The following is a 16,373-nucleotide window of genomic DNA, read 5'->3' on the forward strand; positions in this document are numbered from 1 at the left end:
CACGTTTTATGGAGGCGTCCTTTTCCTTTACTGTGATACGGTCATTATATTCGTCAATCCCTGGACAGGCAATTCCGTCAGCTTTTGGGCATTATGATTCAGCGGCAACACCATTACAGCAGCAGCTCCGCCTGCTGTACCTGCTTTAACTGCAGTAAAATACTCTGGAGCATACTTAAACGCAGCTTGCTTTGCCATTTTGCCAAAAAACTGCATCTCTAAATGTTAGTTTGTGTCTAACATTAGAGGTGCAGTTCAAATCGTAGTTATTATTATCAGCTTCTAACTTTTAGAGAAACGGAAGCTCAAATAAATCCAATTCATTTTCAACAATTTTCATTATGCTAGCTACCACTATATACCGATTATTATTTGATTTTAAGATATGTATAGCTTCCTTAGCAACATTGTTAGTAAGCTTTTCACTTACATAGTTAATATCTTCTTCTTTAACTTCTTCAAATTTTATACTCGGAAAAAACCGAGGTACCTCAATATATCTAACATCAAAAAACATTATATCGATATTCTTATAATATTTATCATTCTTCGGGCTCCTGATAAGTAGTTCACCATGACTAACTTTATAATGCCAAAGTTGAAACTTTCTCTCTTCAAACTCTCTACTCATTCCCATTCACCTTCTCCCTTACTCAAATGGAATTGAAATTATTCCACCTCATTGTACCATTTAATGGAATCCCACCATTGAGTCTTTTGCTTGATTTGCAAAAGGCAAAAAGACGACCTACACCCAAAAAATTGGGTACATAGGTCGTCTTCTATTTTCGCCTCATTCTGCTCCGAAAAACCAAAGTCCTTCATCGGTCTCATCGGATGCACCATTCTTTCAACTAAATCTACTTACTAATCCCCACTCACTTCAGCCCTAACCTCATAATTCGAAGACACATAAGTCACTGCCTTCGCCTCAGTCATGACTTGTGCATACAACATGTCAGGTTGCGGCTCCTGCAACGAATACTTCACGATCGCTTGACCACCCGACTGGAACTCGATGCGATCAATGGTAATGCCATAGCCAGGATTTGGTTTGATACCTCTGGAGAGTGTTACTTTGTTCACATCAGCGTTCACTTTTTCAACCAGTACAGTGACTTCTTCTACTTGTGGTGGTTTCTGCACATGCGTCTCTAGCACACGAATGGCGTTGTACAACCAGTTCGCGGCTTCTCCTCTTGTTAGCTCACTTTTGGGATTGAAATTTCCGTTCCCATCTAAAGCCGTGATTTTGTACAGTAGCAATCTTTGAATCGTACCTTGATAATCCACGGTAAGTTGATCCTCATCTTGGATGGGGATATACATTTTAACCAGCGGAAACTGACCCTTGGTCTCAAGTGCTTTTACGAGTAAATGACCGAATTGTTCACGGGTGATCGTGGCGTACGGATTCACATCTTTCGGAATATCCAAATTGCTGTAATGAGCAATGATGAACGCTTCGGCAAACCAGGCATCATTGGGGATGTTCGAATAGCTATCAGATGCTAAAGGTTGCTTGATGAAACGCAGATTGTCCATATTCAGGTTCAGACCTTTGACGATCATTTGGACACTTTGCGCATAACTGATTTTACCCTTTGGCACAAAATGCTCGTTATCAAATCCACTGACGATACCTCGGTCTTTTAACGCAAGAATGGCTGTTGCTTGTCCCTCCTCTACATCTGTGAACGCGTAAGCCGAACCGAAGGTCAAACTACTGCACAACAGGATGGATAAGCTGAAAGCTGCTATTTTTTTCATAATTGTACTCCTCTCGTTAATTGGATAGCACCATGCACCATTTGATGTGGTTACCTTCCTAACGCAGGGATCAGAGAGATTGTTGCAGCCACTTGCCAACTTTTATCCAAGAGAGATTAACAATTCCCGCAAAGCAATGGCCTCTTCATGCTCAGGAGATTGCAAAATCGTTCGATCAATAAACTGCTTCGCAGCATCATCCTGCCCCAACTCGTAGTAACACACTGCCATCTCATAGAGAACGGTCGCATCATTTTCAAGCTTAGGCTGTGTTCGTTCAAAATAAGGGATAGCCTCCTGATACATATCCATTTGATATAACAGGATCGCACAAGCTAACGCAACATCCGTATTGCCATCCATTGGATAATAATGTGCCCACATTCGTTCAATTCCTTGCTGAAGCGCAATCCATTCATGGTCAGCAGAATCTGGAATCAACGTAATGAGGCGTTTGGTACAAGGCAGCAGAAATTGCGTATCATAGCCGCTCAACCGCCATAAAGCCAGAAGCTGAGGCATCGTTTTATGCTCGACTTGCGTATCGAAGGCTTCTTTTAAATTGAAAAAATCATCGGGACCAAACCGTTCAACAAACCTCTCATAGGCTAGTCGCGTTAGTCCATAACGGACGGGTTCGGAAAGATTGAGAATACATCCAATGTTTATATAGATATAGGGATGCTTCGTGAACAGCGGCAGGGCTCCCTGCGCTTCGCACACATAGCTTAACGCATGATAATTCGCCGTTAACGAAATACTGCCATGATGTATGAGCTTCGGGGGCTCGTTATACTCCCAGCATTCTAAGCGATGATCTCCTTTATCGGCAGTAATCAACAGAAATCCACCTTGAGACAGTGCGTTTAACCGGTCTAAACATCGCAAGCTTACTTCAGGGATTAGGATATGTGAATCCTTTAGGCTCTGCCGATACACATCGATTAACGCACGATAAGGATAGGAATCCTCTTCATACGCCTGCTCCCGCTGATAATGATAACTGCCTACGACTTCTTTCAACTGCTGGGAAGCACTAAGTTCATGAGCCTTCTCTGGAAATTGCAACGAAATCCGACAATCATACACCTGTTGATCTTCGACATAAATTAATTCCTGTGGCAGGCTATCGAAAAAATAATTCGCCACAATCACAAGCGGCTGCACCAGATCACCTGATTCAATGCGTTCCCCGGTATGCTGTAAATGAATGTCCTGATCATGAACTGCGTCAAATTTAGCAAAGTCAAGAACCCCTTGCTCCACAAATGGTGCTAAACTGGCGTGCTGCCGCCAGAAGGCGATATTTTTCTCTGCCAAATCACTCATCACATATTTAAATGGCGGCAATGGAATTCCTGCCGTTTGTGTAAGCTTCGTTAACTCTTGAAGCACATAAAAAGCGAATTGACCCGATCCCGCACCGAGCTCAAGAATCACTACACGTTCCTTCAATTGCCCCATTCTCGCACGATCCTGCAGAAAGCTGAACAGCATTTCCGCATACGAAATGGCCATTACCCGATTACTCGTTATGTATTGTGGAACATCTCCACTTTGCCAAGCTGTAATCCCCTCTTCCTCATAATAAGCACGCTGCAGCTCCCATATGGGTGCTTCACTAAATCGGTACATGTTCTGCTCTAATTGCGTCATTCGTTGCCCTCTTTCCTTGCATTTCATTTTATTTTCGCACTTACGTTCTCTGGGCATATAATAATTCATCACTAAGCGAGAGGAAGACCACAATGACATACCTGAATGAGAATTACTCAAATCCCGACACATCATGGCCAAACCCATATCAACAACCGTATGCTCCTACACATTGGCCTTATATGCCAACCCCTTGGATCCAAGAGGATTACTCATCCTACCGAGCAAAAGAGCAGCCGCTAACATTCGTTCTCGTCCATGGCTCATGGGCGGATACCAGTTTCTGGGCAGGCATTGCTTCTGAGTTAAGCAAAAAAGGTCATACCGTCTACGTCCCAGAGTATCCAGGACATGGCGCTGACCCCAATAAAAATGTGACCCATGCGATGATGTCCAAATCGATCGCGGATTTCATCATCTCACATAAGCTGCATAACGTCATCCTTGTTGCACATAGCTTTGGAGGTACTTTGATCCAAAAAGCAGCTGAACTTGTTCCCGATCGCTTGAAGCGACTGGTATTTCTGAATGCCTTCGTCCTCAAGGACGGTGGTATGCCCGCCGATGAGTTCCCTCCACACATCATTGAACAATTTAAGCAGCTCGTCGCGAGCTCTAAGAACAACACGCTCACGCTGTCTTTTGAACTGTTTCGGGAAACATTTACAAATTTGGCTACGCTGGAGCAAGCAAAACGCATATATAGTAAGGCATTACCTGAGCCTGCCGGACCGTTATTCGAGAAATTAGATCTGAAGAAATTTTATAGCCTATCTATTCCCAAAAGCTATGTACACATTACGGAAGACAATGTCATTCCATTTGGCGACCCTAACTATGGCTGGCATCCGCATATGTCTAGCCGACTCGGCATTTTCCGCTTCCTACAAGTCCACGGTGATCATATGACGACTCCGCAATACGAGCCCAAGCTTATAGCCCGAAAGCTGTATGAAGCTGCCCGAGACTAACTCGGATGGACTATGAAGAGCAAGCGGATGCGCCAGCCTTAGGATTGGCCTTCAGCCAATTCAAAATATCGTCTAACGTGCGAACGGGCACGATTCTCAGATCACCCGCACCTTTTCTCGCATCCGCTTCATTCTGAGCAGGAACAAAAAACACATCCGCATTCGTACGGCTCACCGTATAAGCTTTCTGCACGAGCCCACCGACCGGACCTACCGAGCCATCGGGTTCGATCGTCCCCGTCCCTGCAACATGATGCCCATACGTTACACCACATGGTGTCAGCTGGTCAATTAGCGTTAACGCAAGCATGGCCCCATGGGACGGTCCACCCTCATGCAATAAGTAATTATGATACGTCACGAGATCTGGGATATCGTATCTGAGCTCGTTCGCAATCATGATTCCGATGGATGCGCGCGCGGGATCGTCCGTACTTGCACGTGTAGCAACCGTCAACTCAATCTTCGCATGATTACGAATGACGGACAATCTGATGGATTCGCCTGGTTTGACCACCTTCAATCGCTCGCTAAGCTCCTGGATCATCGTAACCGGATGTCCGTTCAATGCCGTAATGACATCGCTTGGTTGCAGCACTTCAGCAGCTTGTGTATTTTGCAAGACAGCCGTAATCCGCACGCCTTCCGACGTGACCCCTTTGCCCAAACCCACTTTTTGGAAGGCAATCGCACTACCCGCGGCGTTCGCATCTTCCTTCATCGTACGTACTTCCTGATTATATTCGCCTATAGACATACCTAGTGTTTCAACCTTCTCAAACGTGTAGTCTTTAAAAAGCTTCGCATACAACCAATCGATCGGGAACGCCGGCCGTTCGAAAATAAGAACACCTGATATATCACCATGGGATGATCCACCTTGCGCTTGCGCATACCGATTCATGTTGAGCGTTATGCCCGGATAGGTTACTAAGTACTTGGTCGGCCACAGCATCAACAATAAGAGACCAAGTGTCACACCAAATACAATCATACTTTGGCGTGGCACTTTACGTTTCTTCCGTTCGTACAGAACCATATCCACTGAGATCAGAAGAAGACTAAGAATCATAGCGGAAGCAGAGAACTCCAGCTTTTTGGGTATGGCAACCACGATAACAACACTTATCAAACATACGAAACTGATTAGGCCACGAAATATTTTCAACCTCAGCGATTGCGACTGGACGAGGTGCAGGCGAGCGGCTATCATCCAGAGCAATGGAACAAGAGCAATTGCATAAATCAACAGATCGATGAGATCTATCCAATACAAGCGTGTCCCCCATCTTAGCGGATCTGGCAGCCAGACTAGCTCTCCAATCATGATTAACAGGAGGATTACACCGATCCCCCAGAGATACAGTTTGTGCCAAAGTGCCATCGCACACATCCTTTTTGCAGACAAATACTAAGGTTACAACGCGATGCTTAACTGCTGGACAACCTCATCATACGAGAGTTTCCCACCGAAAATATCAAGTGCACTGCCAATCGTAATATCAAGTTTTCCTTGGGAAAGCTCTCTAAACAATGCCAAATCCTCAAACGATCTTGCACCGCCAGCATACGTTGTTGGAATTGTGACCCACTGTGCCAATGAGCTTACCAAGCTTTGTTGAATGCCGCTTTGCTTCCCTTCTACATCCACCGCATGAATCAGAAATTCATCGCAATACTGCTCGAAGAACTGAATCGTCTCTTGATTTAACTCCACATCACTTAACTGTTTCCATTGATTGGTAGCGACATACCACTTGCCATCTTTTTCTTTGCAGCTCAGATCAATGACCAATTTCTCTTTACCGATCGCTGCTACGATACACGTTAGATTATCCATATTCAGCTGTCCATCGCGGAAAATATAAGACGTCACGATTACATGAGACGCCCCTTGCTCCAGATAAAAGCTCGCATTCTCCGCCTGTATACCGCCGCCAATTTGCAGACCGCCTGGATAAGCCATAAGCGCTTTGATCGCTTCTTCCTTATTCCCATCGCCAAGCATGATCACATGCCCGCCAGTTAAACGATCTCTTTTAAACATCTTCGCATAATACGTTGAGTCATATGAAGACACAAAATTCTCAACAACCGGTTGACCCTCGCCACCCAAGGTTTCACCGACAATTTGTTTCACTTTTCCGTTATGTAAATCAATACAAGGTCTAAATTTCATGACGTTATGTTTCCCCTTTGACATTCGAATACTTGAACGATTTTCCATCTAGTATACCACAAAAAAAGCCCTCCAAGGAGGGCTCTCACGTCCGGATTACTTCTTATCGAATCCTTCTTCTTCCAAATACTCTTGAACCTCTTCATACGTCTCAAAGGCACAATCGAGATTCTCACCCGCATAGATATACCACAAATCTTCCACGAAAGTAACACTCAACGTATTGCCGTCCTCATCCACCCAAATTTCTTCTTGGGGAGCTTGAACATCCTCCGACTTTGAAACCTTAGGACTACCGCTACGAGTTAAAGACTGAATCGACTTCGCGATGATTGCGCGGAGCTCGTCTTCACTATAATCCCGGATATTAATTAAACCTTTGGCATCTACCGTACAACCTGGGATGTATTCGGCATACACAAATCCATTTCCATTCGGATGAAGATGATAAAGAACAGTTGTCTTCTCATAGTCACTTTCTACATAATGAAAATTGATTCGTCCCAAAGAAACATCCTTACGCTGCAGTTCTGGGAAGGATGTTGCAATTGCTAATTTTTCGTCTAAACTAAGCATACATGCCCCCGTAACTTACTCGATCACTTGAATTTTGAACACGTTCTCCAACTTACCGTCCGCTCTTTTCTTCAGGGGCACTTTAATATCTCTCCCAAGCTCTTTGAAAAAAGTCTCAACATCACATTGTACATTGGAAAGAACAACTTTAAATGAACCATCCTGTACGATATTCTGATTAGCTTCAGCAGGCACCGTAATATCAACTGCGTACTTTTTCGTTAACGTGTTAATATAACGACTAAAAATTTCAATGAGCTCCTCATTATTGAAATTTTCGATTACTACTTTGCCCTTGTTTGTAAAATTCAAATGAACGTTCACTATTAAATGTCCCCTTTTCCTGTACACCCTGTATTTGCTTGTGGGTAAAAGCCTACATCGTTCGAATAATGCTTCACTTCTATTTTACTTGTTAATAGGGGTATGAAGCAACATAAAAGCCAAATTCATTTTCTGTACACAAAAAGAAGCAGGTATTTCCTGCCTCTACGGGTATTGCTTCTATACTAATTATGCCACATTTACCTAATTTCTACGCACAAATGGCATTAAGCTTTTTCAGAAATTCGTCTTAAACGCGTTTGATATCGGTTAATGGAGATGATTCGAAACTCACCGAATGTCATGATCCGGTCGAGCACAACCGCCGGAAAGCTAGGATGGTACACTTCCAAACGATCGTCAAGCTCGTTATACCATGGTAATAAATTCATTTTAATGACGAGAACTCGCTCACTCACATCCCAACTCCACCTTTTCGACGCAGCTTGCTATTTGCGAATGACAACCGCGTCTTTTTGGATTCACTTGCTCAATAAATATTTCGCATATAGCATCGGTGTTTCATATGTGCGATAAAATGTCTTATTCAAATTCAAGTGCTTATATTGATAACGCTGATCCCTGCCATTCACTTCGATTAACCAAATCGCACCTTGATCATCGATCCCGATATCCATCCCAACATCGGAGATCGATGGAATTTGCTGACTCAAGCTCTCTGCAATTTGCAAAGCCGCCTTTTCAACCTGCTCCCTTTTCAGAACAGGGTCGAAGCCATTACTAAGAAATAACGTTTCACAAATCATGGCTTCACCGCCTCTTGCCAAATTCGTGACATGACGACCCTGTGCAGCAACCTTTCCAGCTATCCCAGTCACAACCCATTGTCCTTTGTCTCCACGTTGTACAGATACACGTAAGTCATAAGGACGACCATCATACATTGCTAGAGGAATCGCTTTTTGAATCAAATATGATTGACCGCTGACTTTCTCATCTATAAAATCAATGACTTTTTGTTCATCAAGCTGCCTAGGCTTTTGCTTACTCCACCACACCTGCCATAGTTGCTCTGGCAACGCAGAAACCTTCAGCACACCTTTTCCAACAGAACTGTTAGTAGGTTTCACAAAGAAGGCCGTATATCGGCTCATCGCCTTTACCACATTATCACGCGAGTAAGTCATGGCTTTAGGAAGAAAGGCAGAGCTTTCGGTACTCGCACGTAACAATCGATGAATGCGAAGCTTATCATGTCTATTTTGACCATTGAAAACATGGCTTATCTTCGCTAGTTCATTTAATTTCTTTTGTGAAAAAGGGGAAAGCGTCATCGCGCGGTTATGAATGACCTTAGGGATCGGCAGCCGTTTTAATGTGTACTTATTATTCTCATAACACAAGCCAAGAGCTGTCTTCGTGGTCACGTGCTTTAAGCACATGTAAAAAGGAGTCATCCCTAGCTCTACAGCTGCTTGGTTATAGAATTCGATATGTTCATATCCGGTTTGCTTCCGAAGAATGCCGAGATAGGTTTTACGATCTAGGAGAATTCCGATCACATTCGTCACATTTTCACCTCTCACGCTTGCGTTCATCCTACTAATGTATGCAGAATTGGCCTAAATGGACCTGTTTCACAACAGGAAATCGTGACATCAGGCTACGCCTGTAGCGAAGTTGACTCATGGGAAGTGAAGTGCTACAATTCAAGCAAATTTGGATTTTACATAGTTTGGAGGAAATGTCCCTGAACCCTTTTACACGCAGATGCTGTTGGACAATCATGGTCTGGCTGATTCTCGGACTATTCGTCTTTCCTTTAACACCCCCTATTTCCAACCATGCTTCAGCCGATACTGATGTTCTCATTTCAGCCAATACCACTCAGGTCTTGACCATTCAACAGCAGCCGCCTTCTAAGGAAATCATACATGTTTATGAAAACAAGATTCACCTGCATGACCAGTTTAACAAGCAATATGAAATGACAATATTTGTTGTTTTCATCGTGTATCTAGCTAGCCTAATCTGGAAAAAACTGAAAGTTATTCTGCTTGCTTTTCTCAAATTCACATCACGTTATGCGGGCCTCATTCATTCTTACTCATTAGTAACGAAATTGAATGATTGAGGAAAAGAGGCAACTTTCATGGCTAATTCATTATCGAACTCCGAACAAACACAAGCGCAGGAGCAGGCGCAGGCACACGCGCACGAGCAACATCGGAAATTAACACGTTTGAAATTTGCACGCAGAATTCTTTTTATGATTATTGGTACGATCCTCGTTTCCATCGGATTAGAAATTTTCTTAGTTCCCAATCACATTATCGATGGTGGCATAGTCGGGATTTCCATTATCCTATCTCATTTATCGGGCTTCCCTATCGGAATATTTCTTGTTGTACTCAATCTGCCTTTCGTCTTACTCGGTTATAAACAAATTGGCAAAACCTTTGCCATTTCAACAACATTCTCGGTCATCCTCATGTCGATTGGCACCACGCTACTTCATCCTGTTCAAGCACTTACCATCGATCCTTTATTAGCTGCTGTATTCGGTGGAATTATCTTAGGGGTTGGCGTTGGACTCGTGATTCGATCAGGAGGCTCACTTGACGGCACGGAAATTGTAGCCATTTTATTTAGCAAAAAAATGCCCTTCTCCGTTGGCGAAATTGTCATGTTCTTCAACTTATTCATTCTAGGCAGCGCAGGCTTTGTCTTTGGATGGGATCGTGCGATGTATTCACTGATTGCTTATTTTATTGCTTTTAAAATGATTGATATCACGATAGAGGGTCTTGATCAATCTAAATCCGTTTGGATTATCAGCGATGAATATGAGAAAATCGGGGATTCCATCACGAGTCGGCTGGGTCGGGGAGTCACGTACCTCAAGGGCGAAGGCGCCTTCACAGGCGATGACAAAACAGTCATCTTCAGCGTCATTACACGACTAGAAGAAGCGAAGCTCAAATCCATCGTCGACGACTTGGATCCCAAAGCCTTTCTTGCCATCGGGAATATCCACGATGTGAAGGGTGGACGGTTTAAGAAGAAGGATATTCATTAAGGGTGGCTGGAACTGCCACACACACAGAAAAGCCTACAATCACGCACTCCGTGTGGATTGTAGGCTTTTTCCATGCCACGCAGCTTACTCTGCGTGGCTCCAATACGAGCGCAGATCAACCTTCTGGCCAAGCTTTGCGCTGTCCAATGCGCCCAATACCATTGCCATGCTCTTGATATTGTCGCGGCAATCAGTCTCCGCGCGGCGGCCTTCGGCCAGCGCCGCGAACATCTCATCCAAGCAGCCGGCATGGCCGCTGCGACCAGACCAGTTCACGTTCGCGTCCACGCGCGTGAACTCGCGCAGGAACTTGCCGTCGTCATCAGTGCCGGCAGCGACAACCTCCGCGTACGGCGCACCCGATCCGTCCCACAGAGCGGTGCCCTGCTGGCCCGTCACGCGCCAATCCGCCTCCCAGGAGGTCGGCGCACCTTCCGCGCACCAGGAGCCGCGGTAGCAGAACACAGAGCCGTCTGACATCTCATAGATGCAGATCGCAGAGGCATTCCCGGCATACCACGAGCCGGGTGGGTTAAATTCTTGGCAGTACACCGAAACGGGGTCTGCCCCGGTAATAAAACGAGCCTGATCGAACGTATGGATCGCCATATCCAGAATAAGCGGGCTTTCCATCGCTTCGCGGAAGCCACCAAAATGCGGACCCAGAAAGAAGTCCGCCCCTACATAACCAACACGACCAATCGTGCCGGATTGGATCAACTCGCGAAAGGCGCGGATATTCGCGTCATACCGACGATTTTGCATAACAGCTAACGATTTCCCCGATTCTTCCGCAATCTGAATAAGCTCCCTCGCCTCGTCCATGGCAGCAGCCATCGGTTTCTCTCCAAGCACATCGCATCCGTTACGAAGCGCCGTGCTTCCGACTTGGAAGTGACTCGCTGGAATCGTAATATCCAGCACCAGATTGGCGCCATTGTCATCAATGGCCGCTTCAACATCCGTATACACGCCACAAGTTAGCCCATGACGATCAGCCATAGCTTGCGCGAACTCCGCTTTAATATCTACGAGCGCGACAATCTCACACTCATGTCTTTGCTTCATATTTTCAACCCACACGTTTGCCATACCGCCACAACCCACAACAACCACGCGATAGCTACTCATCGATAAATGACCTCCAACAGCCTTTACTAGCGTGTCTCCACACCGATTATATCTGCTATTCTATCCCTTTTATCGTTTCATCGCTCTATCCAATCTTGTCGTAAAATGGTCCCATTTTGTGCATTGGAAGCGCATACGTACAAGCCGTTAACAAAAGATTTGAAATAACTCAAAAATAAAGTGCATAGCCTCTTCCTCGTCCTTCCCTCTCGTTAGCAAACGCAGCGTTGTGCCTGCCTTGATAGGAACTAACAGCATACCTAATACACTTTTCACATCAACCTTATGGTGCTTATCATCAAACTGAAAGTCCAGTGTGATATCCGAAATAAAATGAGATGATTTCACCGAAATACCAGATAAATCACTTCGTTCTAAATCTTTTGAAATCTTAAATTCATGTACGCGCATGCCGCTCAACTCCCTTTCCAAGACATTTGGAGGTTTGTGATTTCTGATTATGTGTGGTATTATACAAAGATATTTCTGAAAAGTGAAGTGTTGAATATGCCATATATTGATAGTTTACTAGATTCCCATAAAAAAAATCAGCCCAATCCCCCGACCTTAGGTCGAGGGATTTTTTTTCCTTCGGGAAACACTTCTGCAGGAGGTCATCATTCATGCATAATAACAACAAGTCATCCGTGTGGGCCATATGGCTCTCCCTCATCAGTAACATTTTACTAACGATAATCAAACTTATTATTGGCCTCATTTTTCACAGTGAAGTCCTGCTAGCTGACGGCGTTCATAACGCAGGAGACATCATCGCGACCGTAGCCGCACTTAGTGCCATGCGGATCTCCAAGCTTCCAGCGGATGAAGATCATCCGTATGGCCACGGCAAAGCCGAAGTACTTGGCTCGGGATTTGTTGCTTTTATCCTGGTGATTGCTGCACTGTATATCGGTTATCACGCCGTGACTGCTTTATTTCACGAGCCTAGCGCGCCAAGTACCATCGCCTTAATCGCCTCTGCCGTTTCGGTTGTATGGAAATACCTCCTATATATATACACCATGCGGATCGGGCGCAGTACCAACAGTAAAAGCTTGATCGCGACGGCTAAAGATCATATAGCTGATGTGTACGCCTCACTTGCAGCAGTTGTAGGTATTGGCTTAGCCTTTGTCGGCAAAGCCAATGACATTCACTGGCTTGCCTATGGCGATGCAGCGGCCGGAGTGATCGTATCCTTATTAGTTTTGAAGCTTGGTATCGAAATGGCGAAAGAATCCTTCGACGTTCTCATGGAAAAAACCGTCGATCAGCATATGCTTTCGCAATTTACTGCGCTGATCGAAGCGGTTCCTCAGGTCAAACGTATTGATCGTGTACGTGCTAGAGAGCACGGACATTATATTTTGGTCGATGCGCGAATTTCCGTTCCTGGCGATCTTACGATTCAACAAGGGCATGACATTTCGCGTGCGATCAAGAAATCGATTATGGAACACCACAGCGACGTGGATGAAGTACTGATTCATTTGAATCCGTGGTATGAGAAATGATCCTGTTAGTGCTTTGCCCCAATGTCTGATACGATTTGATCCTTAATCTCCGGCAGCGAGCTTATACCAAGATCGCCTTCTCCTCGTTTTCTAACGGAGACACCGCCGGAGATTTGTTCTTTTTCGCCAAGGATGAACATGTACATGACTTTTTCAAGCTGAGCTTCGCGAATCTTATACCCTAATTTCTCAGATCGGGCATCTAATTCCACGCGTATTCCCGCTTCCTCTAGCGACTTCTTCACTTGGAACGCATAGTCCAGATAGTGGTCTGAAACCGGCAAAAGTTTAACTTGAACAGGTGCTAACCACAAGGGGAAAGCTCCAGCAAAATGTTCAGTTAAAATCCCAATAAACCGATCAATCGAACCATACACAGCCCGATGGATCACCACTGGCCGATGCTTCAGATTGTCATCCCCGATGTACGTCAAATCGAATTTTTCAGGCATTTGGAAATCCAATTGGATCGTGCCGCACTGCCAGCTTCGTTTCAACGCATCTAGAATATGAAAATCGATTTTGGGTCCATAAAAGGCACCATCACCTTCATTGACACGATAGTCAATCCCTCTTTTATCCAACACATCCTTCAAAGATTTCTCCGCCTGGTCCCACAACTCGCTTGCACCCATGAAATCATCCGGACGTGTGGACAGCTCTATCCTGTACTGGAATCCAAACACATGATAAACATGAGAAATCAGTTCTATAACACGACCGATCTCATCCTCAATTTGTTCTGGCAAAACGAATAGATGGGCATCATCCTGGCAAAATGTACGTACTCTCATCATCCCGTTCAAGGCGCCAGAATACTCATGACGGTGTACTTGACCAAATTCCGAGAGTCGTATTGGCAACTCCCTGTAGGAATGTAAACTGTTTTTATAAATGAGCATGTGACCTGGACAATTCATTGGTTTAAGAGCGAACTTCGTCTCGTCCACATTCGTAAAATACATATTGTCTTTATAGTGATCCCAGTGTCCAGATTCCTCCCAAACGCGATTATTCATCATCAGAGGAGTACGCACTTCATCATAGTCTCTTCGACGCTGCAGCTCACGAGCGAAATTCTCAAGTTCATTCCGGAGAATCATCCCCTTCGGTAAATAGAATGGCATGCCCGGCGCTTCTTCCGAGAACATGAAGAGTTCAAGTTCTTTTCCTAGCTTTCGATGGTCACGTTTCTTGGCTTCCTCGAGCATATGCAGATGATCGTCCAACTGCGCTTTTTTCAGAAATGCTGTTCCATATATCCGCTGAAGCATTTTGTTCTTAGCATCTCCACGCCAATACGCCCCTGCCACATGCAGCAGTTTAAAAGCCTTAATCCGTCCTGTTGAAGGAAGATGAGGACCTCGGCAGAGGTCGAAGAATTCCCCCTGATCATAGATCGAAATTAAAGTGTCTTCCGGCAGATCTCGGATCAGCTCAATCTTATAGGACTCATTCCACTTATCAAAAGTGTCCATCGCTTCTTTCCGGCTGACGACTCGGCGAACAATCGGAATGTTTTCCTGAATGATTTGGTTCATTTCATCTTCAATAGTTCTTAGATCATCACTGGATAACGGGTTATCAATTTCGATATCATAATAAAAACCATCTTCAATGACAGGTCCAATACCAAGCTTGATTGCTTGCATGCCATAGATGCGTTTGAGCGCTTGAGCTAGTACATGAGCTGTGCTATGTCGATAAACTTCTAACCCTTCCTTACTTTCCAACGTGACGATTTCGATGTGACCGTCCGCTTCAATCTGTTGCTGCAGATCGACCAATTTGCCGTTCATTATGCCCGCTATGGCATTCTTCTTTAGCCCCGCACCAATCGATTCTGCTACTTGTTCAATCGTCGTCCCTTGTACATACCTCCTACTTGTTCCATCTGTTAAAATAACTTGAATTTCCATGTCATTATGCCTCCCTTTCCCTGTATTTTTAAACGCAAAAAAACGCCTCTCTCCCAGAAAGGGACGAGTGCGTTCAGCTCGTGGTTCCACCCTAATTCGACTTGCTCCGTCATAAAAGCAAGACCTTATTGGTATCCGATATCGGGGATAAGACGGTGTCGCATACTTCCAAAAGGATGAATCAATGGGTTCAACGGCACAGCTACAAAGGGGTAATTCCCAACCGGCAACAGGAGAAGATTTCAGCTGATACTTCTCTCTCTGGGCAGTTCGTGAAGGAAATCATGTCTTTGATCATAACTTCAATATGTGATTATGGAACTCATATTACCTAGCCAAAGGGATCATCGTCAAGAGGCATCCGTGGATAAAATATCTATAGCTATTCTCTCCTACAGATACTGAACGACTGTGAACATGCCACCTGTAGGCTTCGTCATGTTATTTGACGTATGATGCGGCATGTGACAATGAAGCGGCCAAGCGCCCGGATTTTGAGCTGAAAATTCAATATCCATGGTGACACCGCTTGGCACCAGCACCGTATTTCGCAGCTCCCGATTAAAATGAGGTATCGTGTTCCCATCTGCGGCTACGACCCAGAACTGATGACCATGCAAATGAATGGGATGCGCATTCATCCCGATATTTCCAAAACGAACGCGCATTTCTTCTCCATATCGAACGGGTAACGGAGTAGTATGTGGAAAGCAGCGACCATTCATCGTAAAAAAATTAAAGGCATCCGACATCGTATCCAGCTCATAATGCCCTGTCTTCACCACACCTTTTTCCATTCCTTTTAAGTGAAACTCCTGCAGCATAATGAAATAGTCGCGCTGGGTACTGCATTCGTACGGATCTTCAATAATAAAGCCACCGCCCAAGCCCATTAACGCTTGAAACGCCGTGTCCACATGGGTGTGATACATATGCGTACCTGGTGGATTTACAATTTGAAAATGATAATCAAAATATTGGCCATGCTCGATATATGGTGAGGGCTCAACGGCCGGCACGCCGTCCATGCGATTCGGCACATCAAGACCATGCCAATGCACGCTTGTTGCCTCAGGCAGCCGATTATGCACACGAATGGTCACCCAATCCCCGGGAAACACACGTATCGTCGGCCCTGGGATGCTGCCGTTGTACCCCCACCCTTTTAAGAACACGCCTGGCAGAATTTCTTGCACAACCGGCTCAGCGACCAACTCAAAAAACTTCACACCTTGCAGATGAACATAGTTAAGATCTCGTAGATCCGGTGATACGACCATGGCAGATCCCTCC

The 16,373-nt window shown here is 45.0% G+C and carries 18 protein-coding genes; 4 read left to right on the top strand and 14 right to left on the bottom strand.

Annotated features, from left to right (window positions below):
* Positions 1–27 precede the first annotated feature (27 nt).
* The 4 genes from AC58PQ_RS00005 to AC58PQ_RS00020 all read right to left on the bottom strand — a co-directional run bounded on the left by AC58PQ_RS00005 (position 28) and on the right by AC58PQ_RS00020 (position 3,426).
* A complete protein-coding gene (locus AC58PQ_RS00005) occupies positions 28–198 on the bottom strand; it encodes a hypothetical protein (protein ID WP_497239962.1) in 171 nt (56 codons plus the stop codon).
* Positions 199–289: 91 nt separating this feature from the next.
* Positions 290–631: a hypothetical protein gene (locus tag AC58PQ_RS00010; protein ID WP_497239963.1), complete on the bottom strand. Its 342-nt coding sequence runs from the start codon at positions 629–631 to the stop codon at positions 290–292.
* A 236-nt stretch (positions 632–867) separates the two neighbouring features.
* Positions 868–1,770: an S-layer homology domain-containing protein gene (locus tag AC58PQ_RS00015; protein WP_497239964.1), complete on the bottom strand. Its 903-nt coding sequence runs from the start codon at positions 1,768–1,770 to the stop codon at positions 868–870.
* 102 nt (positions 1,771–1,872) lie between these two features.
* A complete protein-coding gene (locus tag AC58PQ_RS00020; RefSeq protein ID WP_497239965.1) occupies positions 1,873–3,426 on the bottom strand; it encodes a tetratricopeptide repeat protein in 1,554 nt (517 codons plus the stop codon).
* Positions 3,427–3,518: 92 nt separating this feature from the next.
* On the opposite strand from AC58PQ_RS00020, the gene AC58PQ_RS00025 reads away from it, so the two are divergent.
* Complete coding sequence (locus AC58PQ_RS00025; protein WP_497239966.1) at positions 3,519–4,397, top strand: alpha/beta hydrolase; 879 nt, start codon at positions 3,519–3,521, stop codon at positions 4,395–4,397.
* Positions 4,398–4,407: 10 nt separating this feature from the next.
* Here the strand turns inward: AC58PQ_RS00025 and AC58PQ_RS00030 are convergent, their stop codons facing one another.
* The 6 genes from AC58PQ_RS00030 to AC58PQ_RS00055 form a co-directional block, all read right to left on the bottom strand.
* Positions 4,408–5,781 (bottom strand): PDZ domain-containing protein, encoded by a 1,374-nt coding sequence (locus tag AC58PQ_RS00030; RefSeq protein WP_497239967.1) that lies wholly within the window; start codon positions 5,779–5,781, stop codon positions 4,408–4,410.
* 33 nt (positions 5,782–5,814) lie between these two features.
* Positions 5,815–6,576 (bottom strand): phosphoribosylformimino-5-aminoimidazole carboxamide ribotide isomerase, encoded by a 762-nt coding sequence (hisA, locus tag AC58PQ_RS00035; RefSeq protein WP_497239968.1) that lies wholly within the window; start codon positions 6,574–6,576, stop codon positions 5,815–5,817.
* 96 nt (positions 6,577–6,672) lie between these two features.
* The gene (locus AC58PQ_RS00040; RefSeq protein WP_497239969.1) at positions 6,673–7,152 is read right to left on the bottom strand and encodes a hypothetical protein; all 480 of its coding nucleotides are present in this window, start codon (positions 7,150–7,152) and stop codon (positions 6,673–6,675) included.
* 15 nt (positions 7,153–7,167) lie between these two features.
* The gene (locus AC58PQ_RS00045; protein ID WP_028555908.1) at positions 7,168–7,476 is read right to left on the bottom strand and encodes a hypothetical protein; all 309 of its coding nucleotides are present in this window, start codon (positions 7,474–7,476) and stop codon (positions 7,168–7,170) included.
* Between the two features lie 227 nt (positions 7,477–7,703).
* A complete protein-coding gene (locus tag AC58PQ_RS00050; RefSeq protein ID WP_497239970.1) occupies positions 7,704–7,895 on the bottom strand; it encodes a hypothetical protein in 192 nt (63 codons plus the stop codon).
* A gap of 63 nt (positions 7,896–7,958) precedes the next feature.
* Complete coding sequence (locus tag AC58PQ_RS00055; protein ID WP_497239971.1) at positions 7,959–9,023, bottom strand: YheC/YheD family endospore coat-associated protein; 1,065 nt, start codon at positions 9,021–9,023, stop codon at positions 7,959–7,961.
* A gap of 158 nt (positions 9,024–9,181) precedes the next feature.
* Here AC58PQ_RS00055 and AC58PQ_RS00060 point away from each other — a divergent pair, with 158 nt between their 5' ends.
* Together AC58PQ_RS00060 and AC58PQ_RS00065 are read left to right on the top strand one after the other, a co-directional pair.
* Positions 9,182–9,571: a hypothetical protein gene (locus tag AC58PQ_RS00060; RefSeq protein ID WP_497239972.1), complete on the top strand. Its 390-nt coding sequence runs from the start codon at positions 9,182–9,184 to the stop codon at positions 9,569–9,571.
* Between the two features lie 135 nt (positions 9,572–9,706).
* On the top strand, positions 9,707–10,516 hold the full coding sequence (locus tag AC58PQ_RS00065; protein ID WP_497240610.1) for a YitT family protein: 810 nt from the start codon (positions 9,707–9,709) through the stop codon (positions 10,514–10,516).
* A gap of 84 nt (positions 10,517–10,600) precedes the next feature.
* Here AC58PQ_RS00065 and AC58PQ_RS00070 read toward each other — a convergent pair whose 3' ends face one another.
* Complete coding sequence (locus AC58PQ_RS00070; protein WP_497239973.1) at positions 10,601–11,647, bottom strand: Gfo/Idh/MocA family protein; 1,047 nt, start codon at positions 11,645–11,647, stop codon at positions 10,601–10,603.
* Between the two features lie 147 nt (positions 11,648–11,794).
* A complete protein-coding gene (locus AC58PQ_RS00075; RefSeq protein WP_477592798.1) occupies positions 11,795–12,058 on the bottom strand; it encodes an HPr family phosphocarrier protein in 264 nt (87 codons plus the stop codon).
* 212 nt (positions 12,059–12,270) lie between these two features.
* On the opposite strand from AC58PQ_RS00075, the gene AC58PQ_RS00080 reads away from it, so the two are divergent.
* Positions 12,271–13,161, top strand: a complete 891-nt coding sequence (locus AC58PQ_RS00080; protein ID WP_497239974.1) for a cation diffusion facilitator family transporter — start codon at positions 12,271–12,273, stop codon at positions 13,159–13,161.
* Between the two features lie 5 nt (positions 13,162–13,166).
* On the opposite strand, the gene thrS is transcribed toward AC58PQ_RS00080, so the two are convergent.
* Both thrS and AC58PQ_RS00090 read right to left on the bottom strand, forming a co-directional pair.
* Positions 13,167–15,080, bottom strand: coding sequence for a threonine--tRNA ligase (gene thrS / locus AC58PQ_RS00085; RefSeq protein ID WP_497239975.1), 1,914 nt, complete (start codon positions 15,078–15,080; stop codon positions 13,167–13,169).
* Positions 15,081–15,472: 392 nt separating this feature from the next.
* On the bottom strand, positions 15,473–16,360 hold the full coding sequence (locus AC58PQ_RS00090; RefSeq protein WP_497239976.1) for a multicopper oxidase family protein: 888 nt from the start codon (positions 16,358–16,360) through the stop codon (positions 15,473–15,475).
* Between the last annotated feature and the right edge of the window lie 13 nt (positions 16,361–16,373).

The sequence above is a fragment of the Paenibacillus sp. J22P143 genome (genome assembly GCF_059692035.1).